We start from the raw sequence: 26,893 nt of genomic DNA, 5'->3' as shown, positions 1-26,893 counted from the left end.
CTTTCAATTTCCATTTCCATTTTCCAACTGCCCCAGTCTCACACTCACAGCATTCTTATGCGCATCCAGCTGTTCATTGGCAGCCATCAGCTCGATGGCAGGGCCGATGATATTTAATCCTTCCGGCTTTATCTCCTGAAAAGTTATCTTGCGGATAAAGCTGTCGAGGCTGACACCGCTGTATGCTTTGGCATAGCCGTTTGTCGGCAGGGTATGGTTTGTGCCCGAAGCATAATCTCCCGCACTCTCCGGAGTAAGAGAACCCAGGAATACGGAACCGGCATTCACGATACGTTCTGCCACGGAAAGATAATCCTCGGTTTCTATGATAAGATGTTCGGGAGCATACGCGTTGGTCAATTCAATGGCTTCTGTCATGCTGTCCACTACAATCAGTTTGCTATTGGCAAGAGACTTTTCGGCAATCTCTTTACGTGGCAGTAAGGCCAGTTGGCGTTCCACTTCCACCTTTACAGCTTGTTGCAATTCTACAGAGGTCGTAATTAATATAGCCTGACTGTCCACTCCGTGTTCTGCCTGGCTCAACAAGTCGGCGGCGACAAAAATCGGATTAGCTGTTTCGTCAGCCAAAACTTCTACTTCCGAAGGTCCTGCCGGCATATCTATCGCCACATCACGCAAGCTCACAAGCTGTTTGGCAGCCGTGACATACTGATTTCCCGGACCGAATATCTTGTAAACCTTAGGCACACTTTCCGTTCCGTATGCCATAGCGGCAATGGCTTGTATGCCGCCAGCTTTGAAAATCCGGTTGACACCTGCCACTTTTGCGGCAAACAACACAGCGGGATGTACCTTTCCGTCACGTCCCGGAGGGGTGCAGAGAACAATCTCCTTGCATCCGGCAATCCTGGCGGGAACGGCCAGCATCAGTACCGTAGAAAACAGCGGAGCCGTTCCTCCGGGGATATACAATCCCACCTTTTCTATGGCAACCGCTTTCTGCCAGCAGGTCACCCCCGGCTGAGTCTGCACTTTCTTGCCCTCAAAGCGTTGTGCGGCGTGGAAAGTCTCGATGTTCTGCTTTGCCAGGCGAATAGCTGCTTTCAAGTCTTCACTCACCAGGTTTTCCGCTTCCTGCTGTTCCTCTTCCGACACTGCCAGCGAGGCCAACACCACTTTATCAAATTTTTCTTCATAATCCAGCACAGCACGGTCTCCCTCCTCCTTCACACGGTCAATAACACTCCGCACCGTATCAAACAGATTCTCCGTATTCATCACCGGACGTTTCAGAATCTCTTGCCACTGGGATTTATCGGGATTACTAATCAATATCATAATGACATGTTTTTAAAGATTTATGCATAAACCATGATATTATTGGAGGTGTATCAAAACTCTCTGAAGACTTTCTTTTAGGCGCTGATTACGCGGATTTCACGGATTTATTTTACCGAATCCGCGCTATTTCGCGTAATTCGCACCTAATGTCGTAACATAAAGAAAGCGTTTATATACTTTTGACACATCCTCGAGGCTTTAAATTATCATTTTCTCAATCGGCAGCACCAGAATGCCTTCTGCCCCCAGCGCTTTCAGCTTTCCGATAATCTCCCAGAAACACTTCTCGTCGAGTACGGTATGTACTGAGCACCAGCCTTCTTGTGCCAAAGGCATCACCGTGGGGCTCTTCATGCCCGGAAGTACAGAGACAATCTCATCCAGTTTCTCTTTCGGGGCATTCATCAGCACATACTTCTTATCTTCGGCTGTCTTCACGGCATCCATACGGAACAACAGCTCCCTCAATATCTCTTGCTTTTCCTCGCTCAGGTTCCTGTTACCAATCAGCAGGGCTTCGGACTTCATCACAACCTCCACTTCCTTCAAACGGTTGCTCACCAGCGTAGAACCGGAACTTACAATATCGAAAATGGCATCTGCCAGACCGATGCCCGGCGCCACTTCTACCGACCCCGTAATGACGTGTATCTCCGCATTCACCCCATTCTCTTTCAAAAAGCCGGAAAGGATACCCGGATAAGATGTCGCAATCTTCTTTCCGTGAAACCACTTCACCCCCGGATACTCAATATCCTTCGGCATGGCAAGAGACAGACGGCATTTGCTGAATCCCAGACGCTTGATTATCTCTGCATCCTCATTCTTCTCAACAAATTCATTCTCACCCACAATTCCTATATCAGCCACTCCGGTAGCCACAGACTGCGGAATGTCGTCATCCCTCAGAAACAACACTTCAAGAGGAAAGTTTGACGACTGCACCAACAACGAGCGCTTCATGGCACTCAACTTTATATCCGATTCTCCCAAAAACGACATGGTCTCGTCATACAGACGACCCTTAGCTTGTACTGCAATTCTTAACATAAGGTTATTTACTATTTTACGATTTACTATTTACTATTTTGAATGAGATGACAGAAAACAAAACGAGGCTTACCAATATTCGGCAAGCCTCGTCTGTTATGTCATCTGTTGTACATATACACTCATACGCCCACCGAGTTATTCGTTAGGATGATGATGGTGATGATGTGCAACGATATTCTTCATATTTTTTGGATTTTAATGCGACAAAAGTAAACTAAAAGTTTGAAACTCCAAAAGATTTATCACAAAAAGTTTATTTTTTCTTTCAAATTCATCTTAGTTCACCACAAATTACACAGATTTGCACAGATTATTTTTATTCCAATCTATGCAAATCTGTGTAATCTGTGGTGAAACAATTAAATCAACGGCAATATTTCCTCCTGCTCTACTTCGCAGCTATGGAAATGCATTTCCGCTTCCGCCTTCTCCTTCGGAAAGGTAAAGTAGGTGCAAGTGGCTTCTGTGCAAAGTTCGCCCATGCTATTATACAGGCGTGCTTCTATGATAGCAATATTCCGCTTCTGCTCGCGAAGCGAAGCCCGCAGCACCACATGCGTGTCGTTGGTCGATATGGATTTGCGGAAGCGGGTTTCCATTTTCGATGTCACCCCGCCGGTCTGCAGCTTGCGGAACACGACCCAGCCGCAGATTTCATCCAGCAATACGGACTGGATGCCTCCATGCAACGTATTCAGCCACCCTTGATACTCCGGACGCGGCTTCCAGATGCTCACCACCTCGTCACCGTCCTCATAAAACTCCATTCTCACACCGGCTTCATTGTCAGGAGAGCAACCGAAACAGTTGTAGCCCTCCATATCTTTCCACGGATTGATAATCTTCTTCATATCGTATTCTTCTTTATCTGGTTTTGATTCATAAAGTCTCTCAATAAGACGTTCAATATTAGTCATTCCGATTGAGAACTACAAATTATTGATGCCTTTTTCAGAGAAAAATTAGCGGGATACTGTTCAAAAACCGGTTATTTTATTTAGCTTTGTATAAATGAGAGAGAACAACAAGATGCAAAGAGGGGCCTTTTTCTGCTTATGGATATTATTTACATTCTCATTGTTTGCGCAAAACAAGGAGAACGGTTCTGTCGCATGCGACAGCATCGTATATAAAAACACCTTCGGAAAAGCATTGAAGAAATTCCTCAACTTCAGCGACTTCGACACTACCTATATCAGTCCCAACCGATACAATTACGCCCTGATGCTCGACCATTTCACCAATTACGAGTATTACTCCGTGGGCAATGACGACCAGCGGCTCCGTTTCTCGCCCAACCCTCACAACAAGATAGGCGCTTACTTCGGATGGCGTTGGATATTCCTGGGATGGGCTGTCGATACGGACTGGCTCTACGGAAAGAAAAGCAAGAAAAAGCGCGGTACGGAGTTTGATCTCAGTCTTTACAGTTCCAAACTGGGAGTCGACATTTTCTATCGCAGCACCGGAAACGACTATAAGATACACAAGGTATCCGGCTTTTCCGACGAGATTCCCTCCAATTATTCCGAAGATTTCAACGGATTGAAAGTAAAGATGAAGGGATTAAATCTGTATTACATTTTCAACAATCGACGTTTCTCCTATCCAGCCGCCTTCAGCCAGTCCACCAACCAGCGCTGCAATGCAGGTTCTTTCATTGCCGGATTCTCCGTATCCACCCACAATCTGAACTTCGACTATACCAAGCTGCCCGAAATCATTCAGGAAACCATGAACCCGGGTATGAAGGTGAAACATATCAAATACACGAACATCAGCCTCAACGCCGGCTATGCCTACAATTGGGTGTTTGCCCGCAACTGCCTCGCATGCCTGTCGTTCAATCCGGCTGTCGCCTACAAGACATCACGCATAGAGAAGACAGAAGAGCGGGAAGCGGACGACTGGTACAAGAATTTCAATATCGACTTCATTCTGCGTGCAGGTGTGGTATACAACAACAGCAAATACTTCGTGGGTACCTCATTCGTAGGACGGACATACGACTACTACAAAAACAGTTTCTCCCTGAACAACGGGTTCGGCACCCTCCAAATATATGCCGGATTCAACTTTTATCTGAAAAAGGAGTACCGGAAGAACAAAAAGTAAAAAAAGGCTTTCAGCCCTCATCTCCCCTCAAAAGCTATAAACACACTCCACCCCTACTATATCCTTCCGCTTATCCTTCTCCCATTGCCTGCAATAGAAGATGTCCGCCTCCCAGCGCTCGGACAAGGGCAACGTAATACCCCCACGATAGCGCATCCGCTTTACTCCGAAGTGCTCTGTCTTATTCAAACCATTATACATCTCGGCCGAAGCATACGGTTCCAGCTTGCACTTCGGAATGTCATAGGCAAACTTCGCACGCGAGCGCAAGCGGAACTCATCTCTATGCCCATCGAACGTATGCTGAAAGCGCTCACGCAAGGACAGTTTCACCCTTTGCACACGGGCAGACAGAGTGCCTTCCAAACGGTAGCGGTGCCGGAACTTCCAGCCATCTGCCCCCCGATTGCGGTAATGCGTCTCATACCCAGCTCCAAGCTTCAGGAAAGGCAACAGCTTATAGCTTCCCCCCACCTTCAGCCCCCACCGGTCTGTCTTTCCCAAATCATCCTTTGTACGCCACTCCAGCCCACCGGAAACAGTAAATGCCGGCTTCAACTTATATTCGAAACCGGCATTCGCCCAAGTGGCAAAATCCTTCTCCTGCGCCCGCAGGGAAAAAGACGAAACAACCCATAGAACTATCGGCAAAACAAGTACTTTCGTGCATGAAGATATATTACTTACCATACGCTTATTCTGTTAAAGTGTCAAAGGTAAGGATAAATTCTGTAACAATTCTGTAATACTACAAATCTTGTCTGCACATTTCCGATTTTTCAATGATACTTAAAAAACAGAAACCGAGATACAAAAAACAACTCAAAGTTGCCATATATGTATGGCATCATATATATATATATTTGTAGCATGAAAAAACACCCTTATAAGCGTTTCATAGATTATTTATTTGGGGTGATTCATTTATGTGAAATCTCTTTCAAATACTCCTCCACCTTTCCGAAGAAGGAGGTCAAATGAGAACCGTCGACAAAAGCATGGTTCACATAAATGGAAAGAGGAAATACCAGACGGCCTTCACGAGATACGGCCTTGCCGGCAGTCATCAACGGATAACTGCAACCGTTGCCTGCTTCGGCAAGTGTATAGGTTATCGAGGTGAAATACATTTTGGGAACCGCACTCAGATGGACCACATCGTAATCGCCTTGCTCGGCAAGAATCTTTTCGGCTCCATAAGGGTCACCGTCCTCGGGCATGTTTGTTATCAAGGCGTAGGCTTCGGCATAGAAACGTTCAAAGTCTTCGTAATAGGGAATGCGCACGGTATAGAATGTTTTCCCAGGAACGGCTATCGGAGAAATGATGTCCACCCGGTCGTGAAAAACAACCCGGCCTTCCTTGTCGGTACGGTAACGGAGTTCATCGACTTCATTGGCCGAACGCACCACAGCATACAGATAATAAAGGAAAAAGGAGCGCTTTGCAGCCCGGGCTGCAGCACTGGCTTCCGTGCAGTCAATCTCTGTGGTGACGGAATACCAGGAATTTACAAAACTGCGGAAAAAGCCGTAGTTATCCCGGCGTTCCCAAGCATCAATGTCTATAATGTGTTTCATACAAAAAGGGGATTTAGTGAAAAAAGGATGCCTTTTTACAAGCATCCTTTTTCCAATTCTATTTATTTCTCTTTCTTATAATTCTCCAGTCCGGTCTGCAGGAACTCGATATACTTAGGTATATCCTCGTCGTAGGAGTAGGACTTGTTGAGCGGCTTGCCTTCGTTGTCAATCAGCACGTAGAAGGGCTGCGCATTGGCGCCGAACTTGACACGCTGCAGATAGCTCCATTTGTCGCCTACGGTGCGCAGCGTGCGTTCCGTGCCGTTCTCCACAATCTTCACGGGAGAAGGAAGCGGGGTCTTGTTGTCCACGTAGAGCGTGATAAGCACATAGTCGTTGTTGATGATGTCGCTCACCTTCGGGTTGGTCCATACGGCAAGCTCCATCTTACGGCAGTTCACGCAGCCGTAGCCGGTGAAGTCGAGCATCACGGGCTTGCCATGCTGGCGGGCATACTCCATACCGAGGTCGTAATCGTCGAACCTGGCATGCACCTCATTATTGTAAAGGTTGAAATCCTGCGTCTGCATGGGCGGCGCAAAGGCACTGACCGCCTTCAACGGCGCTCCCCACAAACCGGGAACCATATACACCGCAAACGCCAGCGAGGCCAACGCCATGAAGAAACGGGGCACGCTGACCTTCGTATCGTCATCATCGTGCGGGAACTTGATTTTGCCCAGCAGGTAGAAGCCCAGCAGCGCAAAAAGCACAATCCACAAGGCGAGGAACGTCTCACGGTCGAGGATGCGCCAGCCGTAAGCCAAATCGGCCACCGAAAGGAATTTCAGGGCAAAGGCCAGCTCCAGGAAGCCGAGCGTCACCTTGATGATGTTCATCCATCCACCGGACTTGGGCATGGACTTCAGCCAAGACGGGAACAGGGCAAACAGCGTGAAAGGCAATGCCAAAGCTATGGCAAAGCCCAGCATGCCGATGGCGGGAGCCACCACGCTGCCCGTCGTGGAAACCTGTACCAGCAGGAATCCGATAATGGGTCCCGTGCAGGAGAAAGATACCAGCGACAAGGTAAATGCCATCAGGAAGATGCTGAGCAAACCGCTTGTCGCCTCGGCCTTGCTGTCTACAGCCGTACTCCACTTGGAGGGCAACGTTATCTCGAACGCTCCGAAGAAGGAAGCCGCAAACACCACCAGCATCAGGCAGAAAAGGATATTGAATACTGCATTCGTAGAGAGTGCGTTCAGTGCGCTGGCTCCGAAAATCAGCGTAATGGCCAGTCCGAGCGTCACATAAATCACTACGATGGAAGCACCATACGTCCATGCATCACGGATGCCTTTCTTCTTATCCTTGCTACGCTTCAAGAAGAAGCTGACAGTCATCGGGATGATGGGCCATACACAAGGGGTGAAGAGCGCTAACAGTCCGCCGGCAAATCCGGTAATAAAGATATAAATCCAGGACATATCCTCCTGCGAAGTAGTTTCGCCCAAAGATTGCAATTCATTGATGACTGGCTTCCAAAGGTCCACCTTGTCCGTCACATTGATTTCCGTCGGCCCGTCCGCACCGCCAATAGCAGCCACAGAAACCGTATCGGCGGCAGTCTCCTGCTCTGCGGACTGTGTTTCGGCTTTCATTTCAGCCGTAGCGGCAGCAGCTTCTTTGGCAGCCCCTTCTACCTTACCGGAGAATTGGAAAGGCACTTGTGTGGGCGGCAGACAATTTTCATCGTTGCAAGCGCCATACTCCAGATATCCTTCCAGCTGATAGGCACCACCCGTCAATTTTAGCTTCTGCACAAATTGGGCCGTATTTTCAAAATAGCGTACCTTCATTTCGAACAACTTATCGAAAGTAGAGATTTCCTTGCCTACGGGCTTCAGTTTGCCAACCACTTCCGCTCCGAATATTTTCTCCACATTGAAAGTCGCCGAGATAGGCCCTCCATCGCCCAAGTCGGTGGAATAGACATGCCAGCCCTTGTCAATAGCAGCCGTAAAAACGACCTCCGCTTCATCGGCAGCCAAAATCTTCAGTTCGGAATTGAACTTGACGGGGTCTTGTATCTGTGCCTGCATCGCCACAGCGAAGAGCAACAGAACGAAAGGGAACAGTAATTTCTTCATGTTCTCTGATTTAATTTTTAATTTTCAATTATCTCGTAGTCCACGCAGGCACGACTCTCTTTCACAGCAGCGATAAGCTTGCCGGCAGCTACATGGTCGGGATGGGTAGCATAGTATTTCACGTCATCCAACGTATCGAACTCACTGTAAAGAGCGATGCTCCAAGCCTCGGCAGGATTGATGTTCAATCCGACTTCAATCTTGCGGATAACGGATATTTTAGCCGGAAGCGCTTCGATAGCTGCCTTGAAACTGTTCATCGCAGCCAACTTTTCGTCAGCCGGTGCCTCATCTTTTAACTTAAATAATACAATGTGCTTTACCATAACTTTGCCATTTAAATGATTTATCACTATATTTGTCAGCCTAAGCGGCTGTTTTAACAACTGCAAAAATACTGGTTTTGTTTCAAATATACACTTAAACGGATGTTAATAATAGGAATTGCAGGCGGAACCGGCTCGGGAAAGACCACCGTCGTACGTAAAATTATCGAAAGCCTACCGGCTGGTGAAGTGGTATTATTGCCACAAGACTCTTACTACAAGGACAGCAGCCATGTGCCCGTGGAAGAACGGCAGAACATCAACTTCGACCATCCCGACGCCTTTGAGTGGAGCCTCCTTTCCAGACATGTTGCCATGCTGCGCGAAGGAAAAAGCATAGAACAGCCCACCTACTCATACCTGACGTGTACACGCCAGCCCGAAACCATCCATATCGCCCCCCGGGAAGTCATCATCATAGAAGGTATCCTTGCCTTGTGCGACAAGAAACTGCGAAGCATGATGGACCTCAAGATATTTGTAGACGCTGACCCCGACGAACGCCTAATTCGTGTAATCCAGCGTGACGTGGTGGAACGCGGACGCACGGCCGAAGCCGTCATGGAGCGCTATACACGCATACTAAAACCCATGCACCAGCAATTCATAGAGCCCTGCAAACGATACGCCGACCTCATTGTGCCGGAAGGCGGAAACAACCAGGTGGCCATTGATATATTGACCATGTACATCAAGAAGCACTTGGGGAGTTAATTTGTAATGGAGAATTGATAATGGAGGATTGATAATGGAGGATTAAGAACGCACTAAACCCTATGAGATATGAACAGCCTGTTTTCTTTCGCCAGACATAAATCATCCATTATCAATTCTCCCGTCCCAATTATCTTGCTGTTGTTGTTGTGCTGCATCGCAGGATGCCGTGGAGGACATCCTGCCGAAAAAGAAGAAGCGGATGACCTGCAACAGATAAAGGATAGCGGAGAACTGGTTGTATTGACACTGTACAGTTCCACTTCCTACTTCATCTACCGTGGCCAGGACATGGGATTCCAGTATGAGCTAAGCGAACAGTTTGCCAAGAGCCTGGGAGTAAAGCTAAGAATAGAGGTAGCCCGGAACGTGCACGAACTCATAGAGAAGTTATTGGCAGGCAAGGGAGACCTCATTGCCTACAACCTGCCTATCACTAAAGAATGGAAAGACAGCCTGATATATTGCGGTGAGGAGGTCATCACGCACCAAGTCATCGTGCAACGTAACGGCGGACGCACCAAACCACTGAAAGACGTGACGGAACTCATCGGGAAAGATGTATATGTGAAGCCCGGAAAATATTATGAACGGCTGGTCAATCTGGACGAAGAGCTCGGAGGAGGTATCCACATCCATAAAGTGACCAACGACAGTATCAGTGCAGAAGACCTCATCACCCAGGTGGCACAAGGAAAAATCCCCTATACCGTAGCAGACAATGACGTGGCACAGCTTAATACCACCTATTACCCCAACCTGAATATCGGACTCTCCATCAGCTTTGACCAGCGTGCATCGTGGGCAGTCCGGAAAGACTGTCCGCAACTGGCAGCCGCCGCCAACAAATGGCATGAGGAGAATATGACTTCACCTGCCTATACGGCAAGTATGAAACGATATTTTGAAATCGGCAAGGCCATTCCCCACTCTCCTATCCTCTCCCTGCGCGAAGGAAAAATTTCCCATTACGATGATTTGTTCAAGAAATATGCTCCCGAAATAGACTGGGACTGGCGTCTGCTGGCGTCTCTGGCGTATACAGAATCCAACTTCGACTCCACTGCCGTATCTTGGGCGGGTGCCAGGGGGCTGATGCAACTGATGCCTGCCACAGCCAGGGCTATGGGGCTACCCGAAGGAAAGGAACAGAACCCTGAAGAGAGCATAAAGGCTGCCGTGAAATACATAGGCGCCACAGCCAAAAGTTTTTCCAAGATACCCCAGGAAGAACGCATCAACTTTGTGCTGGCATCTTATAATTCCGGTATCGGCCATGTGCTGGATGCCATGGCACTGGCCGAAAAATACGGCAAAAACAAATATGTCTGGCGTGATAATGTAGAAAACTTCATTCTGCTAAAAAGCAATGAGGAATACTTCACCGACCCCGTTTGCAAAAACGGCTACTTCCGTGGCATCGAAACTTATAACTTCGTAAGGGATATTACGTCACGCTTCGAGCAATACAAGAAGAAGATAAAAAAATAGGGATTAAGGATTAATCCTTAATCCTTATTTTCCTTCCTATTTAAAACAGATTCAGTTTGTTCTTTCTCGCTTCTTCCAGGGAAACGGTTGTCACTTGTTTCTCCCGGTTCTTTTCGCACAACTGCCGATACTTCTCATGCAGTTCTTCTTCCAGCTCCTCCTTTGTCTTAGGATTCATCAGCTTGGCTGCTACTGTAGCATTCTGTGAAGCGTCCTTCAGATGGATTACGGGAGCATGATAGACCGGAGCAATTTTCAGAGCTGTGTGAAGCGGTGAAGTCGTGGCACCACCTATCAGCAGAGGAACGTCCAGACCTGCCTTTTCCAGCTCAATGGCTACATGCACCATTTCATCCAGCGAAGGGGTTATCAAGCCACTCAATCCTATCATGTCTACCTTTTCCTCTATGGCATGCTGTACAATGGTTTCGGCAGGCACCATGACGCCAAGGTCTATTATTTCGTAGCCGTTGCATGCCATTACTACCGAGACTATATTCTTGCCAATGTCGTGCACATCACCTTTCACCGTAGCCAGTAGTACCTTCCCGGCAGCAGTCGCACCTTCTTCTTTCTCCGACTCGATTACGGGCTGGAGGATGGCAACCGCCCTCTTCATGGTGCGCGCCGTCTTCACTACTTGCGGCAGGAACATCTTGCCTGCCCCAAACAAGTCGCCGACATGATTCATGCCTGCCATCAACGGACCTTCAATGATGGAAACAGCCTTGGGATACAGCTTCAGCGCTTCGGCAAGGTCTTCTTCCAGATAATCGCCGATACCCTTTGTCAAGGCGTACTTCAACCGCTCTTCCACAGAAGTCTCCTCTCTCCAGGCAAGTTGGGAATGGGCGGCAGCCTGCCGCTCTCCTCCGGAAGTTTTTGCCGCCTCTGCTTCCGCTTTCAAGCGTTCGGCAGTTTCTATCAGGCGCTCAGCAGCATCGGGACGACGGTTCAAGACCACATCCTCTATGCGCTCCAATATATCAGCGGGAATATCGGTGTAAAGAACGGAGGTAGCCGGATTGACGATACCCATATCCATGCCCTCGCGGATGGCATAGTAAAGGAATACGGCATGCATCGCCTCGCGAATGTAATTATTGCCGCGGAAAGAGAAGGAAAGGTTACTCACTCCTCCACTGACATGCGCACCGGGCAGATTCTTGCGTATCCATCCGGTGGCACGGATAAAGTCTACAGCATAATTGTTGTGCTCGTCCATACCGGTTGCCACGGCAAGTACATTCGGGTCGAAAATTATATCATGGGGATTGAAACCTATCTTGTCCACCAAAAGACGGTATGCCCGTTCGCAGACCTCAATCTTACGTTCGTACGTGTCTGCCTGCCCTTTTTCATCAAAAGCCATCACCACGGTCGCCGCACCATATTGCTTGATGGTACGCGCATGCTCCAGGAATTTATCTTCCCCCTCCTTCAAGGAGATGGAGTTGACGATGGACTTGCCTTGCAAGCATTTCAATCCGGCCACAATCACTTCCCACTTAGAGGAGTCTATCATGACGGGAACACGGGCAATCTCCGGTTCCGAAGCTATCAGATGGAGGAAAGTCGTCATCTCTGTCCGGGCATCCAGCAGTCCGTCATCCATATTGATGTCGATGACCTGCGCACCGTCTTCCACCTGCCGGCGAGCGATGCTGAGCGCCTCGTCGTATTTCTTTTCATTAATCAGACGCAGGAATTTGCGCGAACCTGCCACATTGCAGCGTTCACCCACATTCACGAAGTTGTTTTCCGGCTTCACTTCCAGAAGTTCAAGCCCGGAGAGCCAAAGATTTTCCGGTCTGGGAACCGGCTGATGGGGCGTTGCACCGGCAATCAGCGAGGAGTACTCGGCAATGTAGGCATCTGTCGTTCCGCAACAACCACCGATAATATTCACCAATCCCTCATGGATATACTCTTTTACTTCATGTGCCATATCGGCAGGAGTCTGGTCGTATGTGCCCAAACTGTTGGGCAGTCCGGCGTTGGGATAAGCACTGATATAATAAGGTGCACGGACAGCAAGCTGCTCCAGGAAAGGTTTCAGCTGGCGGGCGCCAAAGGAGCAGTTCAACCCAACTGAAAAAATATCGGCATGTTGCACGGAGGCGAGAAAAGCATCCAAAGTTTGTCCCGACAGAGTACGCCCTCCAATATCAGAAACAGTCACAGAGAGCATCAAGGGTACATGAACTCCTACAGTTTCCATCGCCTGCCCGGCGGCAAAAATAGCAGCCTTGGCATTCAGCGTATCAAAAATGGTTTCTATCAGCAAAGCATCCACACCACCTTCGAGCAATGCTTCCATCTGCTCACGGTAGGCATCGGCCAGTTCATCGTAGCTCAAGGCACGAAAGGCCGGATTGTTCACATCGGGACTCATGGAGCAGGTCTTGTTCGTCGGTCCTACGGAGCCTGCCACAAAACGGGGTTTGTCGGGAGTAAGAGAAGTAAACTCATCTGCCACTTTGCGTGCCAGGCGCACTGCGGCAAGATTCATCTCACGCACATAGTCCTGCACATGATAATCGGCCATACTGACGCGGGTGGAACTGAATGTATTTGTTTCGATAATATCTGCACCTGCCGCCAGATACTTGCGGTGAATGTCTTGTATCACATCGGGGCGTGTCAGACAAAGCAAGTCATTGTTACCTTTCATCTGTCCGGGAATCTGCGAGAAGCGTTCACCCCGAAAATCTCCCTCTGTCAAGTTGTATTGCTGTATCATGGTGCCCATTGCACCATCCAAAATAAGGATGCGCTCACGCACCAAACTACCAAGTTTACTCATATTATCTTTTAAACATACGCGCCATATCGCGTTTGTCATCTTTTTCCTTCAGTGATTCGCGCTTATCATATTGCTTCTTACCTTTGGCAAGTGCCACCACAAGTTTGGCCAGCCCTTTTTCATTGATAAACAAGCGCACGGGAACAATGGTGAAACCCGGATCTTTCGTGCCGCGCATCAGTTTTTCAAGTTCCTTCTTATTCAACAAAAGCTTGCGCTCCCTGCGTGCATTGTGGTTGTTGTACGAACCATAGAAGTATTCGGCCACATGCATGTTCTTCACCCACAATTCGCCGTTGGCAAAGTAACAGAACGTATCGACTAAGCTTGCTTTCCCCAACCGGATGGACTTGATTTCTGTGCCCGTAAGCACAATGCCGGCCGTATAGGTGTCCGTCAGTTCGTAATCGAACGTAGCACGCTTATTCTTTATATTTACAGGAGCTTGTTTCATAACATTTATCAGTTTAGCACTACCGTCAGCTTATTGAATATCCATTCAATGGCCACCGGACAAGCTATTAACAAAATAGAAGAAAGAATGGTGAAACGCAAACGGTCTTTTTCCGCTATCTGCATCACCTTTTTGCTTCCTTCCCACACAACATACACGATATAGAATTGGAGCAACAGAGCCATAATGCCGAAATCAGGCAATATGCCGATAACAATCCTCAGCATGAACACCACTACCAGTGCATAACCTGCAAACTGTTGCGCCAAAGGAATATCACTGTCCAGCATAAACATGCGGACACGCAACCCATTGATGAGATAGGCTGCCAAAAAATATCCTCCAAACAAGGATACAGCCACCGCACAGCATTGTGTCATGGCATATTGAAAGCTTTGCGGCCCGTCCCATCCCATCTTCATCAAAGAGCCGATGAAAACGGACAACCCGCATAAACCAATCATAGGATAGACAAAAGCAGTAAATACTTTTCGCCTATCCTCTAAACTAATTTCCTCCCAGGCACGAGCCGGAGAGGAAATCAGTAGTATTGCTATATGAAATAAATCTTTGTAATTCAATATCAATTTATTGATTAGTAGACGCAATTTTGTATTCTACAGTATATTCCGTATAGTTTTCCGGTATTTCTGTATTGCTATTATTTCCACTTTCATGCGACTTAATAACTAATTTAGTAGGAAGATTTCCTGCTTTTTCTTTAAACCTTTCTAAAGCATTTTTTATATCATACCCATACCAATTAGAATAATAAACATCTGTCTTATCATCAGCACCCTTATCATGACGTAGATAGAAAACAAGGTCTGTGGCCCCTGCTTCAATTTCATCCAGTACACAAGCTAAAGCAAATTTATGCATCTTAAACTTATCGTTGTCATTTTGCAGTCTCCAAGCTATAGGAGTTACAAGTATATCCTTGTTATACAAAAATGGCTGAACTGACCCATTTTCCAATTTCAAAGTTATCACCGGTGCTGTTTCCGGCGCATCAACAACCAAGCTTTCTGCTGTCATTGATACGACAGCGTTTGCAAAAGAAATAGGCTGAAAATTCTTCAAAGTGAAGTTGGTAGTTTTAGATTTTTCATTCGTCTCAGGTTCTATGCTCTTTCCTAAGATGATTCCCATTCGAGAATCTGAAATCTTCAAACTCGAATTTGCCTCAAATTGAGTAACAGAAGCCGATGTAGGTTGATAAGTGTTACCCGCAGCATCTTCAAAAGAGAGTAATCCCATATAGTTATTCACTAAAACCATGCCATAAATGTCATCATACTCTCCGTCATCTGAATTCAGACACGAAGTAAACGCAATGCCCATCAACAATGTCAAGGCAACCATCAAGAATTTTAATTGTTTCATCTTTCCTATAAATATTAGAGTTTGCAAATTTAGATAAAAGAATTGAGTAATATAGCACTCTCCTCGTTTTTTCATTGTTTTTAAGATTAAATGAAAGATTAATCTAAATACTGCACGCCCCAATATTTATTTAACATTTATAAACAACCATAATTTAGACAATCACATTATTCTAAAACATATTCTCCTACCAATTTCCCTGTTGTTGGATTATATGTTCTAGCTTCAAAAGAAGAAAAGCAGTCTCCACTCCATTTTCCTTTAACTCTAAACGTTTTAGTATCCCCTATTTTCCTTAATGTAGCAACGTAAGTCAAACTACCTTTGTACATGACTAACACCGCATCAAGTTTTACAGTTTCACCTGGTTGAATCGGGATTTGTCCAGTTCTCGTTTTTGTTACCGTTTTACTATCACTTGTACCATAAGTCCAAGATTTATTTGTCTGCTGCTGTACAGAAACATTTACTCCAAGCGAAGAATCATCTCCTACCACATTAGGTATACCCACGTTCAATCCTCCTGAAATAGCGACACTTACTCCTTCTGTTTTTGAAAAATCAGATTTTTCTGTATAGCTTGTAGATAAAGAATAGTTCCATGTATCAACGCTTAAATGTTCATTTGTATATTCATCATGGTCACAAATCACTTCTGTAGGTTCAAAGCTGTCAACCGTAGTCCGTACATACTCTAAACCAACAAGTTCATATTCACCAACAGGAACTATTTCCCATAAAGCGAGGCTTGAGGAATTATTCGTTTTAAACTTTACAGAGGAAGACGTTGAAGATTCTGATTGCAAATAATAAGAAGACAAACCAGTATTAAAGTTTCCATACATCGTATATATCATACAATTAGCATCAGCCAAACAATTAAAGCTTAAGCCAGGTCCAGCCAAAGGTGAATCAAAAGTTGATTTATTCCAATAACTCAAACGAAGATTATCAGGTATTTCTGAAGATAAATAGTTATTAGGAGTAACAACTCCATATGTATCGGATGTCACTCTATTATTTCCCCCAGCAACAACAATAGTTCTTCCATACTTCAGATACCATCTCTGCCTCAAAGATCCATCATCTTTATCTGTTAAACAAATTTCAGTACCTTTCTCTTTACAAGTAAGATACTTTTGTTTAGAGTTTCCAATATTCAAAATATTCACTGGAATTTCGGCAAGCTCACTTATCGGATCAAAATCCGCACTAGAACCTATCGCCCTTGTCATCACCTGCCCCACACCACTACTTTCCACAAAGTTATCCAATTCCTCTTGCTCACAAGAAAATAGAGCTAACACTCCTACCAACAATAAACTAATCTTTTTCATAAGCATTACATTTTTTAGTTAACAATATATCATAATTCAAAACAGCCATATGCATATGCCCCATTATCTCCTTTAATTTCTATACAATACTCCCCTGATACTCCGAAAGGAAGTTGCAAATATTTCCGAAGGGGAGATAGAATATTCTCGGAAGAAGAATAAATCACAGAACCATTTTGGGAAATGGCAATTTCCACTACCCCGATTCCTTCCATAAAATCCAATTCCACGGAATAATTAGAATCTTCAACGAATACAACAAATGGCACTAATGGTATAACGGAACGGCTTCCATCTTCTTTTCCCGTAGTCAGAATTTCAAAAGGAATATCATTTGAATGCAAAAAGACTTCTTCTTTTCCAGAAGCAATACTTATGTCGACCAAAGGATTAGCATCGACCTTTAATAAAGAAAATAACAACAATACAGATAAGATAATTTTCAGTTTCATAGTCTTTCATTTTTTATTTATACAAAATTAGGGACTATTCAACAATAATTCAGCAATAACTATGCGGACAAAAATAGGGTAGGTAATAAATTATATATCAACACACTACAAAGAAACATATAGGACAAAAAAACGTTTTTTTCTCAATACATCATTATCATTTGCTCTAAAGAATCATTCTTAGTAAGTCCTAAATCTGCTTTTAGTCTTTGTCTGTTTTTATATATGGATTTCATTTCACAATCAAAAACAATCATTAATTGCTTGTTAGAGAATCCCACTTTCAGCAACGCAGCCAACAATAATTCATTTTTTGTTAAATCAAACTCTTGTTTAAGTCGAGTAATAAAATTCGCATGAACCAAATCCAGAAAGTCAAATATATGTTGCCGTTCAGCAATAGTCATATTACTAATAATCAAATTTCCTTGCTTCAATTCCTCTAATACAAACAAGGCGTCAACACTCGAATTCTCACATACTCGCTTATTTTCTGCTATTAAACAAAGGATTTTTCTATTCAGGATTCCTATTTCCTCTTTTTTAGCCTGACGTTCTTGTAAGCTCACATTCTCCAATTCTGCAATTCTACAAGCATATCTATTAATAATTGCATTATTATTTCCAATAATCTCGACATTACGCAACAATTTTGTTCGATACCTTTTCCTAACCAGAAAGAAAGCGATGATGCCCAACCCTAATATGAATACAAATAAAAACAAATAAAAATAAGTCTGTTTCTCATTTTCCAGCCTTATCTGTTTATTTTCCAAAATAAGCTTATCATTTTCATACTTATTCTGCAAATCCAACAACTGCTTTTGCAGTTCAGCATTACGAGTCACCTCTAATAATGAATCAGACTTCTCTTTATACAAAAACGCTTTCAAATAATTACCATCTTTTTTATGCATATCAGCCAAATAGTAATATGCACCCGAAGACACAAAAATATTAGTTGCATTGATACAAGAAACAAAACAATCTTCAGCTTTTTTCTTTTGACCTACTTCAGAATAAACACGTCCCAAAGACAAACTATAACGATATTTATCATTTAAATTATCACAAACTTCCATTGCATTTGAAAAATACTCTATTGCTTGTGGATATCGTTTTTCATTATTGGCAATAAGTCCTAATAAATGTAGAAAAGATGCCTTCATACCACTAACAGTGTCACTCAACACAAGCCCTTTTTCAGCATACCAACCTGCACTATCATTATGATGTACCGAAAAATAGCCTCTTGCCATATTCCTATAACCATATAAAATACGACGTCTGTCACTCGCCAGTTCATAGTACCTGATAGAATGTTTAAAATTGTCTATAGAATTTTCATACAATCCTTGAACCGAGTTCAAATACCCTATATATTCCCAGACCATCCCTTGTACTTTATAATCCCTAGTTTCTTCCAAGAGACTCGATGCTTCCAGATAAGCCTGCATAGCATCTGAGAAGCGCTCCTTTAACAACATCACTTTTCCATAATAAAAGTAAGCCTACCCTGCCTTCAATTTATCACCTTCCTGTTTATAATATTCTACCGCTATCATTATCAATGAGTCTGACTGCAAATTATCCAAATAGTTTTTATCCAAAGCCTGCGTTAAAAGCAAAGCATAATCTGCTCTCTGTTGTCCTCTCATACATTCGGGACATTCAATTTGACTCAGAAGCGACAAGGCACTATCAGGAAATAATTCCATACACGCTTCCACACGTCTTAAGACATTATTGTCCTCTTTTTCTTGTACACATGAGATAAACAATACAAGAATCATCAATAAATTAATTCCATTTTTCATCCCGGCATTCATAGCTCGCATATTTTAGCTTTCAGATAGCACATCTCTCCAATACCGAAAGGCAAGAATGGGTATAGGCTAATATGCCTTTCCTCGTTACTCTCTATCACACAATCTTGGCAAACAGCTCCAAATGCTCATCCACATAGCCGGCAACCAAAGCTGTATATTCCTCCTCTTTTTCCAAAAATTCATCTTCCAGTTCATCGAAAGCCTCATATTGCTCGTACATTGCCATAAACTCCTCGTCTGTGCGTTCGCGTTCCAAGTCGTCACGATGGCTATCGTATATTTTCTTGGCAGCATAAACCAACTTACTCAAATCGCCCACTCCCCACAAACGCATCACTTTGGCAAACGGATTGTCGAAAATATAACCGCCATAACCATTTTGAATCAGTTGGCAGAAGCCCCCTTCCATCACTTCATCACGGAATATCTGATAGGCCAACAATGAATGCTGTTCACCGGTAAGCAAAGACATCGTCCCGGCAGTCATTTCTCCGCCTATTTCTTTCTTATAAGCACCGGTGAATACGCCGATGAATGCATCCATCCCTTCACCGGCAGCCTGGCGCAATGCCACATCTGTAACTTCTATCATAGTTTGTATTTTATTTAATGTGCCACAAAGGTAAGACTTTGCAGCCATAGTCAAACACGGACTCCCCTTTATTTTCTTCGCCTTGCCAACCAGTTGGCAGGATTTTGCCTTACCATTGGCAAGACTTTGCCACCGCGTTGGCAAAACTTTGCCATGGGCATGGCAAAAGTTTGCCAAGACGCAAGCAAGGGGTTGGCAAAATTACTTCCTGATTAACAAGCACATACCTTATTGATTCACAAACCCTATCAGAGACGAGAAAAAACAGTCAACTGCAAACTCCACTTTACATTCCGCAGAAATTCAGCTTCTTATTACTTCTTTTTAATAAAAAAGTCAAATTGAACAGTTGGCAGAAACGGGGAAAACAACTAACTTTGCACCCGACTAATAAAAGTGGACTACGTTTTTTTTAATTATATCACTTAAAAAAAGAGCTAATTATGACTTATTCACACGAAGTGGAACACATGTGTGTTGTGAAGAAAGGTCCTAATCACGGACCGGCTCCTATTCCCGAAGAAGGTAAATGGGTAAAAGCTAAAGAAATTGTTGACATCTCTGGTCTGACACACGGTATTGGCTGGTGTGCTCCTCAGCAAGGTGCATGTAAATTAACCCTCAATGTAAAGGAAGGCGTTATCCAGGAAGCTTTGGTTGAGACTATCGGTTGCTCCGGTATGACTCATTCTGCTGCTATGGCATCAGAAATCCTCCCGGGAAAGACTATCCTCGAAGCATTGAATACTGACCTCGTTTGCGACGCTATCAACACAGCTATGCGCGAACTCTTCCTGCAAATTGTTTACGGTCGTACTCAGTCTGCTTTCTCTGAAGGCGGTTTGATGATTGGAGCTGGCTTGGAAGACTTGGGCAAAGGTCTGCGCAGCCAGGTAGGCACATTATACGGAACGTTGGCTAAGGGTTCTCGTTACTTGGAAATGGCAGAAGGTTACATCAAGACTATCGCTTTGGACAAGAACGACGAAATCTGCGGTTACGAATTTGTTCATCTGGGCAAGTTTATGGATGAAATCAAGAAAGGTACAGACGCCAATGAAGCATTGAAGAAAGTTACCGGTACATACGGCCGCTTCACTGAAGAGCAAGGTGCAGTTAAACACATTGACCCACGTCACGAATAATATAAGGAGGAAAGACATATGATTAGAGAAGTAAAATTTGAAAGCCAAGACCGTCGTATCAAGCAGATTCTTTCTGCATTGAACGCAAACGGTATCAAAGACATCGAAGAAGCCAATGCTATCTGCGAAGCTCATGGTCTCGATCCTTATAAGACTTGTGAAGAAACTCAGCCCATCTGTTTCGAAAATGCAAAATGGGCCTACGTTGTAGGTTGCGCCATCGCCATTAAGAAGGGCTGCAAGAACGCTGCTGAAGCTGCTGAAGCTATCGGTATCGGTCTGCAGGCATTTTGTATTCCGGGTTCTGTAGCTGACGACCGCAAGGTTGGTATCGGTCATGGTAACTTGGCAGCCATGTTGCTGCGTGAAGAAACCAAATGTTTCGCTTTCTTGGCAGGTCACGAGTCATTCGCTGCTGCCGAAGGTGCTATCAAGATTGCCGCTAAAGCTGACAAGGTACGTAAAGAACCTCTGCGTTGCATCCTGAACGGTCTCGGCAAGGACGCTGCACAGATTATCTCTCGTATCAACGGCTTTACATACGTTCAGACTCAATTCGATTACTATACAGGTGAACTGAAAGTAGTTCGTGAAATCGCATACAGCGACGGTCCCCGTGCCAAAGTAAAATGCTACGGTGCAGACGATGTTCGCGAAGGTGTGGCTATCATGTGGAAAGAAGGCGTGGATGTATCTATCACTGGTAACTCTACGAATCCGACCCGCTTTCAACACCCGGTTGCAGGTACTTATAAGAAAGAACGCGTATTGGCTGGCAAGCCGTACTTCTCAGTGGCATCCGGTGGTGGTACTGGTCGTACTCTGCACCCGGACAACATGGCTGCCGGACCGGCTTCTTACGGTATGACTGACACCATGGGTCGTATGCACTCAGACGCTCAGTTCGCTGGTTCTTCATCAGTTCCTGCCCACGTAGAAATGATGGGATTCCTGGGTATCGGTAACAACCCGATGGTAGGATGTACAGTGGCTTGTGCGGTTGACGTGGCTCAAGCTTTGAGCAAGTAAGTAGCAAGTAAATAATTACATAGAAAAAGAGGATAGCCTTCATTGGCTATCCTCTTTTTCTATCTACCCACAATCGCCACCTTTATCACCCCCTCCAGCCTATTCTCAAAAATACGGTAGGCTTCGTCAATTTCCTCCAACGAGAAACGATGTGTGATAAGCGGTGTGGTATCTATCTGTCCCGCCGCTATCAGGCGCAGTATCTCGGCACAATCGCACCCATCCACACCACCGGTCTTGAAGACAAGATTCTTGCCATACATCTCCGGCAAGGGCAATAACTGAGGCTGGTCATAAAGCGCCACAATGGTGACAATGGCATTGGGACGGGCACACTCCCATGCCAAGCGGAAAGTATCTTCCGTGCCGGCAACTTCAAGTACGACATCTGCCCCACCATGGTCGCTATGCTTCCTCACAAAGTCTTTGCAGTTTTCCGGCCCAATGACCAGCACCTCCGGATAATGCTCGCGGACAAAACGGATTCTTTCGGCCGACTGCTCGCAGACAATAATGCGACGGGGCTTCTTCAGCATGGAACAAAGCAGGGTACAAATACCCGTCGGCCCGGCACCGATGATGAGTACAGTGTCTTCCTCGGTTATTTCGGAGATACGGGCAGCCCAGAAGCCGGTGGCCAACACATCGCCTACCAAGAGCGCCTGCTCGTCGCTTACCGTATCGGGAATACGGTTCAGTCCCTGGTCGGCATAAGGCACACGTACATATTCCGCCTGGCCGCCATCGATACGGCACCCCAAAGCCCAACCGCCATTAGTGTCGGTACAGTTGTTCACATATCCGTGACGACAAAAGAAACATTTACCACAAAAAGTCTCCACATTCACAGTCACACGGTCGCCGGGCTTTACCGACTCAACTTCGGCACCCACCTGCTCTACGATGCCCACCATTTCGTGTCCTACCGTAATTCCGGGTACGGCGCGCGGTACACTTCCATGCTTTATATGCAAGTCACTGGTGCATATGCTACCCAGTGTCACCCGCACAATAGCATCACGTGCATCTTCCAATACCGGTATCGGTTTCTCAAGCAATCCGAACTTTCCGTGTTCAATATAAGTATATGCCAACATAATATATGCTTTTTTGAGTTATCACTTTTAAATGCGAAGTTGCCAGAAAGCAACGGCCGCCGCGGCCGCCACGTTCAGCGAATCTACACCGTGCGCCATGGGGATACGAACCACATAGTCGGCTCCCTCAATCGCTTCGTGCGAAAGACCATCTCCCTCAGTACCCATCACAATAGCCAACCGGGGCTCGGTCTTCAAAACGGGATTGTCTATGGAAATGGAATTGTCCGTAAGCGCCATGGCCGCCGTGCGGAAACCCAACTCACCGAGCGTATCCAGAGGACCGTCCATCCACGTCCACGGCACAAGAAAAACCGTTCCCATTGAAACCCGGACCGCACGACGGTTCAGAGGATCGCAGGAATTACGCGTCAACAGCACAGCATCCATGCCAAGAGCTGCCGCCGAACGGAAGATGGCCCCAATATTGGTGGTATCCACCACCCCGTCGATAACCACAATACGCCGGGCTCCCCGGCAGACGTCCTCCATACTCTTCGGAACCGGACGGCGCATGGCACAAAGAACACCACGTGTCAAAACGTAGCCAGTCAGCTCGGCAAGCAATTCCCTACCGCTTGTGTAGACGGGTATATCGCCACAACGCTCAATGATTTCAGCAGCATCCCCATAAATGTGCTTGTGCTCACACAAAAGGGCCAAAGGCTCGTAGCCGACATCCAGAGCCACCTTGATAACCTTAGGACTCTCAGCTATAAACAGCCCTTTGTCCGGCTCAAAGCGGTTGCGCAACTGGGCTTCGGTAAGGGTACTGAATATCTCCACACCGGGATGGGTCAAAGATGATATTTCGATAACAGGCATCGGATGATTTACTATTTGACGATTACTATTTACAATTCATGGCAGAAAGCCCTATAACCCCTTTATTGTCTTCATCAGTTGTTCTCCCAGTCCGATGGTGTATCCTTGCGATACAAAGACCACCCGATTGAAAGTATCGGCTATGATGAATATCGGCAGGCTCTCTTTATGCTTCAACTTCATGCTTTCTGCAATCTGCGCAGCGATACCGTCCGTATCTATACCATAAATAATGGTAGAGGGCAAATCGGGGAATGACTCGCGGGCGAACTTGCCGGCTTTGGCCTCATTAGGGAACAGCAACACCATCTTACGCCCCCACTTCTCCAAATCAGCCTTGAATGAAGCGATGTCGCGCAACGCATGATTGGTTGGCTCTTGATTGACACCCAGAATGCCTACGACAAAGTAACCGCGCCCACAAGCCTGCAGCAGACTCTGCTGGGCTGCGGAGCCGGCGTCCGGCAGCGGAGTGAAGAGAGACTCCGAATTAAAGTTCCCGATAACCTGCACCTCATCCTCGCTCTCGCGCATCACCAATTCAATTTCCGTTGTCTTCTCCGGCAGAATATTGAAAAAGGTGGTTTTAGAAAGTACCGCACCGCTGGCAAGGCGTGTACCGGTCACCAAAACATAATCTCCGGCCTCCAGAGCTGTTCCTTCCTTCAGAAGATTGCTCCATGTAGTACCGCCGCCCATATCTGCATCGCCTTCGTCATAGGAAAGCAATTGCAAACTGCCCTGCGGGGTCTGTTTGGAAAGAGTGAAATGAGAATAGTATTTCGGGTTATCCAACGAACGGATAGGCTTATAGGAAGCCACCAACTTTCCCTTCGAAGCAATTCCTTCTGCCATAAAGACCGGCTCTTCCGGATGATGGTTCAAGTCCACATCCATCGCACCATCATCCCCTATCAACTGTACTTTGCCGGTCACTCCGTTGATACGGGCAGGGATTGCCATGCTGCGTGCCATGGAGACGAAGAAAATGTCACGACTATGGGCATCAGCCACACGGGCCTTCCAGACCCCTTCCGGAGAAATGGGAGCCCCTCCCAAATTACAGTCATTGTCTACCCGGATATTTTGGGCCACCCATGCCACCAGTTTCATCGGCTCTGCCTTGTATGCCTCAGCATCTTCCTTTGAGACGGCTTTCTTGAAAAATCCTTTATAGGGGGTCAGTATCTCGTTGCTTACGCGTGGATTGCGCACATATCTGCGGAAATGGTCGGCATTCTTGCACATACGGGATTGCATGTGGTCCATCAGAACTTCCAGTGTAACGTCGCGGAGGTCTTTTGCCGAAATCCGTTGGAGCAGGTCCAGACCTCCTCTTTTGGACTTTTCAGAGCGCAACCGTGCCATGAAGTCGGCAATAACCCGGTGGTTTCCTCTGGAAGCTACCAGAATCCGGGCAACGGCATCCTCGTCGAGCTGGTACTGCCGGGCAAAATAGCGAGCAGTCTCATCTGTCATAAACGTAGCCACATAGGCATTGCGGATAGAATCTTCATGAGCCATGCGGAGGTCGTTCTCAGCACGCTGTTCGGGAGTAACCTCCGGCAACTCCGCATTTTCGGGGGGCGGCACAAGTTCGAAATCCGCCGTATGACCGTCACCGGCAGTCTTGTCCATCTTCACAGCCAACTCATGGTCCTTGCCGAAAGACAGTTTGGCATAGCCGAACTGTCCGTCTTTCGATGCCCATACCAGCATGTCGCCTTTACCGGCTGTCAAAGAAGCCTTTCCCTCCGCATCGGTCCGCTTCCGGGCTACGGTATAAAACTCAGCATAATTGTAGAGTTTGAACTCCACACAAGCATCGGGCACCGGCTTGCCTTGCCCGTCCGTTACCGTAACCGTGGCCTTGGCCGTCGGTGCATAGTTACCGATTACATTGATTTCCGTATAATTGGGAGTGACGGACATCACTTCTTCCACTCCTTCATAACGTCCGAAAACTTTGGTATGCATCAACATGCCGCGGCTGGCCGGAGCATTGAACCAACCAAGGTTGAGTACCGGTTCGGGTTCGCAGGCTCCAAGAAAATACCATTTCCCGTCTGCCCATGCTTCTACCCACGCATGATTGTCGTCGGTATGCGCCCACCGGGGTGTGTAGACCTGACGAGCAGGGATACCCACCGAACGCAAGGCGGCAACCAGCAAGGTAGATTCCTCGCCACAACGCCCGTATGCCGTGCGTACCGTTGCCAAAGGCGAACTGGTACGGGCATCGGAGGGAGTATAGATAGCCTTCTCGTGGCACCAGTGGTTCACCTCCAGAATGGCATCATAGAGGGACAGAGACTTGACACGATTCTTCAGTTCTTCGTAAAACACTACCCGTGCACTGTCCAGATGCTCATTGTTGACCCGCACCGGAAGTACAAAATGACGAAACAAATCCTCAGGAATAACTTTTCCCCAAGGCATCTCATCGGCAGCCTTTTGGGAGGCGCGCACGTTCATCAGATGAAATTCTCCGGAATAATCGGCAATGTCTGCCAAAGGCATATAGGCATAAAGGAACTCCAAAGCTTCGCGTTCGTACGACGTCAAGTCCGTATCAAATATGGCAAACAAATCGCCCTGCGGCAACCTTTCTTTTTTTTGATTGAAGTCTTGCTCCACACGTTGGCGGTAAGAAGTGTCTGTAATGAAAGAACGTTTGCCGCAAGAGGCAAGCAAACATACCAGTCCGAGAAATCCCAGAAGTCGTGCAACTCGTTTCATAACGCAATTATTAAGGTTGAACCACAAAAATAGTGTAAATCGTCCGCAAAAGAAAATTAATTCCCGTTTTACTTACATAATCACTCTACTTCAGATGTATCACCAAAGTCGTGTCTCCGGAAAAAGTGAAGCTGCATTTGTCATAAGACGGCGGACCCATAACGCCTTGAGCATCATTACTGAACCCGTACTTCTCTGTAGGAATGCCGAAAACGGCAGTATCCAGTTTCCCGTTTCCGTTCTCGTCTTGAAACAACGAAATGGCATACGTACCCGTAGGTAACCCCTGGCAAGGAATGGAGAGCGACGTATCTTTCACATCTATCCGGAAGGCGGTCAAGGGTTTCTTCATGAATGTTTCTTCCGAATTGTAGATGGCGACATAGAGATGCCCCTCCACCTTTTCAATGTCACACACTTCAATAGTCAGGTTCTGGGCAAAGAGCAGCTGGGCGGCACTTTGCATTACAAATACTAAAAAAATAATCATTGCTTTCATCTTTGTTTATTTAAAAAGGGTTA

General features: G+C 46.1%; 25 protein-coding genes. 5 read left to right on the top strand and 20 right to left on the bottom strand.

All coding sequences use genetic code 11. The annotated features are described in order from the left end of the window. Nucleotides 1-3: 3 nt before the first annotated feature. The 3 genes from hisD to ACESTD_RS01160 form a co-directional block, all read right to left on the bottom strand. Nucleotides 4-1,302, bottom strand: a complete 1,299-nt coding sequence (gene hisD, locus ACESTD_RS01170) for a histidinol dehydrogenase (RefSeq protein WP_008665399.1) — start codon at nucleotides 1,300-1,302, stop codon at nucleotides 4-6. Between the two features lie 201 nt (nucleotides 1,303-1,503). After that, the gene (gene hisG / locus ACESTD_RS01165) at nucleotides 1,504-2,355 is read right to left on the bottom strand and encodes an ATP phosphoribosyltransferase (protein ID WP_005832724.1); all 852 of its coding nucleotides are present in this window, start codon (nucleotides 2,353-2,355) and stop codon (nucleotides 1,504-1,506) included. Nucleotides 2,356-2,717: 362 nt separating this feature from the next. Continuing rightward, nucleotides 2,718-3,209, bottom strand: a complete 492-nt coding sequence (locus tag ACESTD_RS01160) for a PaaI family thioesterase (protein ID WP_005832726.1) — start codon at nucleotides 3,207-3,209, stop codon at nucleotides 2,718-2,720. Nucleotides 3,210-3,369: 160 nt separating this feature from the next. Here ACESTD_RS01160 and ACESTD_RS01155 point away from each other — a divergent pair, with 160 nt between their 5' ends. Continuing rightward, nucleotides 3,370-4,473 carry a DUF4421 domain-containing protein gene (locus ACESTD_RS01155; RefSeq protein WP_005831819.1) on the top strand — a complete coding sequence of 368 codons (1,104 nt, stop codon included), beginning with the start codon at nucleotides 3,370-3,372 and terminating at the stop codon, nucleotides 4,471-4,473. A 27-nt stretch (nucleotides 4,474-4,500) separates the two neighbouring features. Here the strand turns inward: ACESTD_RS01155 and ACESTD_RS01150 are convergent, their stop codons facing one another. The 4 genes from ACESTD_RS01150 to ACESTD_RS01135 all read right to left on the bottom strand — a co-directional run bounded on the left by ACESTD_RS01150 (nucleotide 4,501) and on the right by ACESTD_RS01135 (nucleotide 8,475). Continuing rightward, on the bottom strand, nucleotides 4,501-5,163 hold the full coding sequence (locus ACESTD_RS01150; protein WP_005831821.1) for a DUF2490 domain-containing protein: 663 nt from the start codon (nucleotides 5,161-5,163) through the stop codon (nucleotides 4,501-4,503). A 230-nt stretch (nucleotides 5,164-5,393) separates the two neighbouring features. Further along, a complete protein-coding gene (locus ACESTD_RS01145) occupies nucleotides 5,394-6,053 on the bottom strand; it encodes a CatA-like O-acetyltransferase (RefSeq protein ID WP_016272851.1) in 660 nt (219 codons plus the stop codon). Between the two features lie 62 nt (nucleotides 6,054-6,115). After that, on the bottom strand, nucleotides 6,116-8,149 hold the full coding sequence (locus tag ACESTD_RS01140; RefSeq protein WP_057097799.1) for a cytochrome c biogenesis protein CcdA: 2,034 nt from the start codon (nucleotides 8,147-8,149) through the stop codon (nucleotides 6,116-6,118). A gap of 17 nt (nucleotides 8,150-8,166) precedes the next feature. Continuing rightward, nucleotides 8,167-8,475, bottom strand: a complete 309-nt coding sequence (locus ACESTD_RS01135; RefSeq protein ID WP_008665385.1) for a Dabb family protein — start codon at nucleotides 8,473-8,475, stop codon at nucleotides 8,167-8,169. 102 nt (nucleotides 8,476-8,577) lie between these two features. On the opposite strand from ACESTD_RS01135, the gene udk reads away from it, so the two are divergent. Beyond that, the gene (gene udk, locus ACESTD_RS01130) at nucleotides 8,578-9,189 is read left to right on the top strand and encodes a uridine kinase (protein WP_022401974.1); all 612 of its coding nucleotides are present in this window, start codon (nucleotides 8,578-8,580) and stop codon (nucleotides 9,187-9,189) included. 69 nt (nucleotides 9,190-9,258) lie between these two features. After that, on the top strand, nucleotides 9,259-10,680 hold the full coding sequence (locus tag ACESTD_RS01125) for a transglycosylase SLT domain-containing protein (RefSeq protein ID WP_005832767.1): 1,422 nt from the start codon (nucleotides 9,259-9,261) through the stop codon (nucleotides 10,678-10,680). A 40-nt stretch (nucleotides 10,681-10,720) separates the two neighbouring features. Here ACESTD_RS01125 and metH read toward each other — a convergent pair whose 3' ends face one another. The 9 genes from metH to ACESTD_RS01080 form a co-directional block, all read right to left on the bottom strand. Then, a complete protein-coding gene (gene metH, locus ACESTD_RS01120) occupies nucleotides 10,721-13,486 on the bottom strand; it encodes a methionine synthase (protein ID WP_009038110.1) in 2,766 nt (921 codons plus the stop codon). A 1-nt stretch (nucleotide 13,487) separates the two neighbouring features. Beyond that, on the bottom strand, nucleotides 13,488-13,940 hold the full coding sequence (smpB, locus tag ACESTD_RS01115) for an SsrA-binding protein (RefSeq protein ID WP_005831836.1): 453 nt from the start codon (nucleotides 13,938-13,940) through the stop codon (nucleotides 13,488-13,490). Between the two features lie 8 nt (nucleotides 13,941-13,948). Beyond that, the gene (locus ACESTD_RS01110) at nucleotides 13,949-14,521 is read right to left on the bottom strand and encodes a Yip1 family protein (RefSeq protein WP_005832772.1); all 573 of its coding nucleotides are present in this window, start codon (nucleotides 14,519-14,521) and stop codon (nucleotides 13,949-13,951) included. A 7-nt stretch (nucleotides 14,522-14,528) separates the two neighbouring features. Further along, nucleotides 14,529-15,401, bottom strand: coding sequence for a hypothetical protein (locus tag ACESTD_RS01105; protein WP_005831838.1), 873 nt, complete (start codon nucleotides 15,399-15,401; stop codon nucleotides 14,529-14,531). Nucleotides 15,402-15,493: 92 nt separating this feature from the next. Then, complete coding sequence (locus tag ACESTD_RS01100) at nucleotides 15,494-16,663, bottom strand: hypothetical protein (RefSeq protein ID WP_373158599.1); 1,170 nt, start codon at nucleotides 16,661-16,663, stop codon at nucleotides 15,494-15,496. 29 nt (nucleotides 16,664-16,692) lie between these two features. Continuing rightward, entirely contained in the window at nucleotides 16,693-17,115 is a 423-nt protein-coding gene (locus tag ACESTD_RS01095; RefSeq protein WP_008665376.1) for a DUF3244 domain-containing protein, read from the bottom strand. Between the two features lie 143 nt (nucleotides 17,116-17,258). After that, complete coding sequence (locus ACESTD_RS01090) at nucleotides 17,259-18,602, bottom strand: tetratricopeptide repeat protein (RefSeq protein ID WP_373158598.1); 1,344 nt, start codon at nucleotides 18,600-18,602, stop codon at nucleotides 17,259-17,261. Nucleotides 18,603-18,626: 24 nt separating this feature from the next. Next, complete coding sequence (locus ACESTD_RS01085; protein ID WP_373158597.1) at nucleotides 18,627-18,944, bottom strand: hypothetical protein; 318 nt, start codon at nucleotides 18,942-18,944, stop codon at nucleotides 18,627-18,629. A gap of 94 nt (nucleotides 18,945-19,038) precedes the next feature. Beyond that, nucleotides 19,039-19,536 (bottom strand): DMP19 family protein, encoded by a 498-nt coding sequence (locus ACESTD_RS01080; protein ID WP_008665373.1) that lies wholly within the window; start codon nucleotides 19,534-19,536, stop codon nucleotides 19,039-19,041. Nucleotides 19,537-19,979: 443 nt separating this feature from the next. Between ACESTD_RS01080 and ACESTD_RS01075 the strand changes: the two genes are divergently transcribed. Both ACESTD_RS01075 and ACESTD_RS01070 read left to right on the top strand, forming a co-directional pair. Further along, a complete protein-coding gene (locus ACESTD_RS01075) occupies nucleotides 19,980-20,681 on the top strand; it encodes an iron-sulfur cluster assembly scaffold protein (RefSeq protein ID WP_005831848.1) in 702 nt (233 codons plus the stop codon). Nucleotides 20,682-20,699: 18 nt separating this feature from the next. Next, nucleotides 20,700-21,710 (top strand): GGGtGRT protein, encoded by a 1,011-nt coding sequence (locus ACESTD_RS01070; protein ID WP_373158596.1) that lies wholly within the window; start codon nucleotides 20,700-20,702, stop codon nucleotides 21,708-21,710. A 59-nt stretch (nucleotides 21,711-21,769) separates the two neighbouring features. Here the strand turns inward: ACESTD_RS01070 and ACESTD_RS01065 are convergent, their stop codons facing one another. From ACESTD_RS01065 to ACESTD_RS01050, 4 genes are all read right to left on the bottom strand, one after another. Next, the gene (locus tag ACESTD_RS01065) at nucleotides 21,770-22,807 is read right to left on the bottom strand and encodes an alcohol dehydrogenase (protein WP_005832802.1); all 1,038 of its coding nucleotides are present in this window, start codon (nucleotides 22,805-22,807) and stop codon (nucleotides 21,770-21,772) included. A 27-nt stretch (nucleotides 22,808-22,834) separates the two neighbouring features. Next, nucleotides 22,835-23,632: a TrmH family RNA methyltransferase gene (locus tag ACESTD_RS01060; RefSeq protein ID WP_373158595.1), complete on the bottom strand. Its 798-nt coding sequence runs from the start codon at nucleotides 23,630-23,632 to the stop codon at nucleotides 22,835-22,837. Between the two features lie 51 nt (nucleotides 23,633-23,683). After that, a complete protein-coding gene (locus ACESTD_RS01055) occupies nucleotides 23,684-26,371 on the bottom strand; it encodes a transglutaminase domain-containing protein (RefSeq protein ID WP_009038104.1) in 2,688 nt (895 codons plus the stop codon). 85 nt (nucleotides 26,372-26,456) lie between these two features. Next, nucleotides 26,457-26,870: a DUF2141 domain-containing protein gene (locus ACESTD_RS01050; RefSeq protein WP_005832808.1), complete on the bottom strand. Its 414-nt coding sequence runs from the start codon at nucleotides 26,868-26,870 to the stop codon at nucleotides 26,457-26,459. Nucleotides 26,871-26,893: the final 23 nt, after the last annotated feature.

The organism is Bacteroides sp. AR20, assembly GCF_964250605.1.
Taxonomy (GTDB): Bacteria; Bacteroidota; Bacteroidia; order Bacteroidales; family Bacteroidaceae; genus Bacteroides; species Bacteroides uniformis.
The sequence above is the reverse complement of the archived record's forward strand: the minus strand, read 5'-3'. Positions and strand labels throughout refer to the sequence as shown.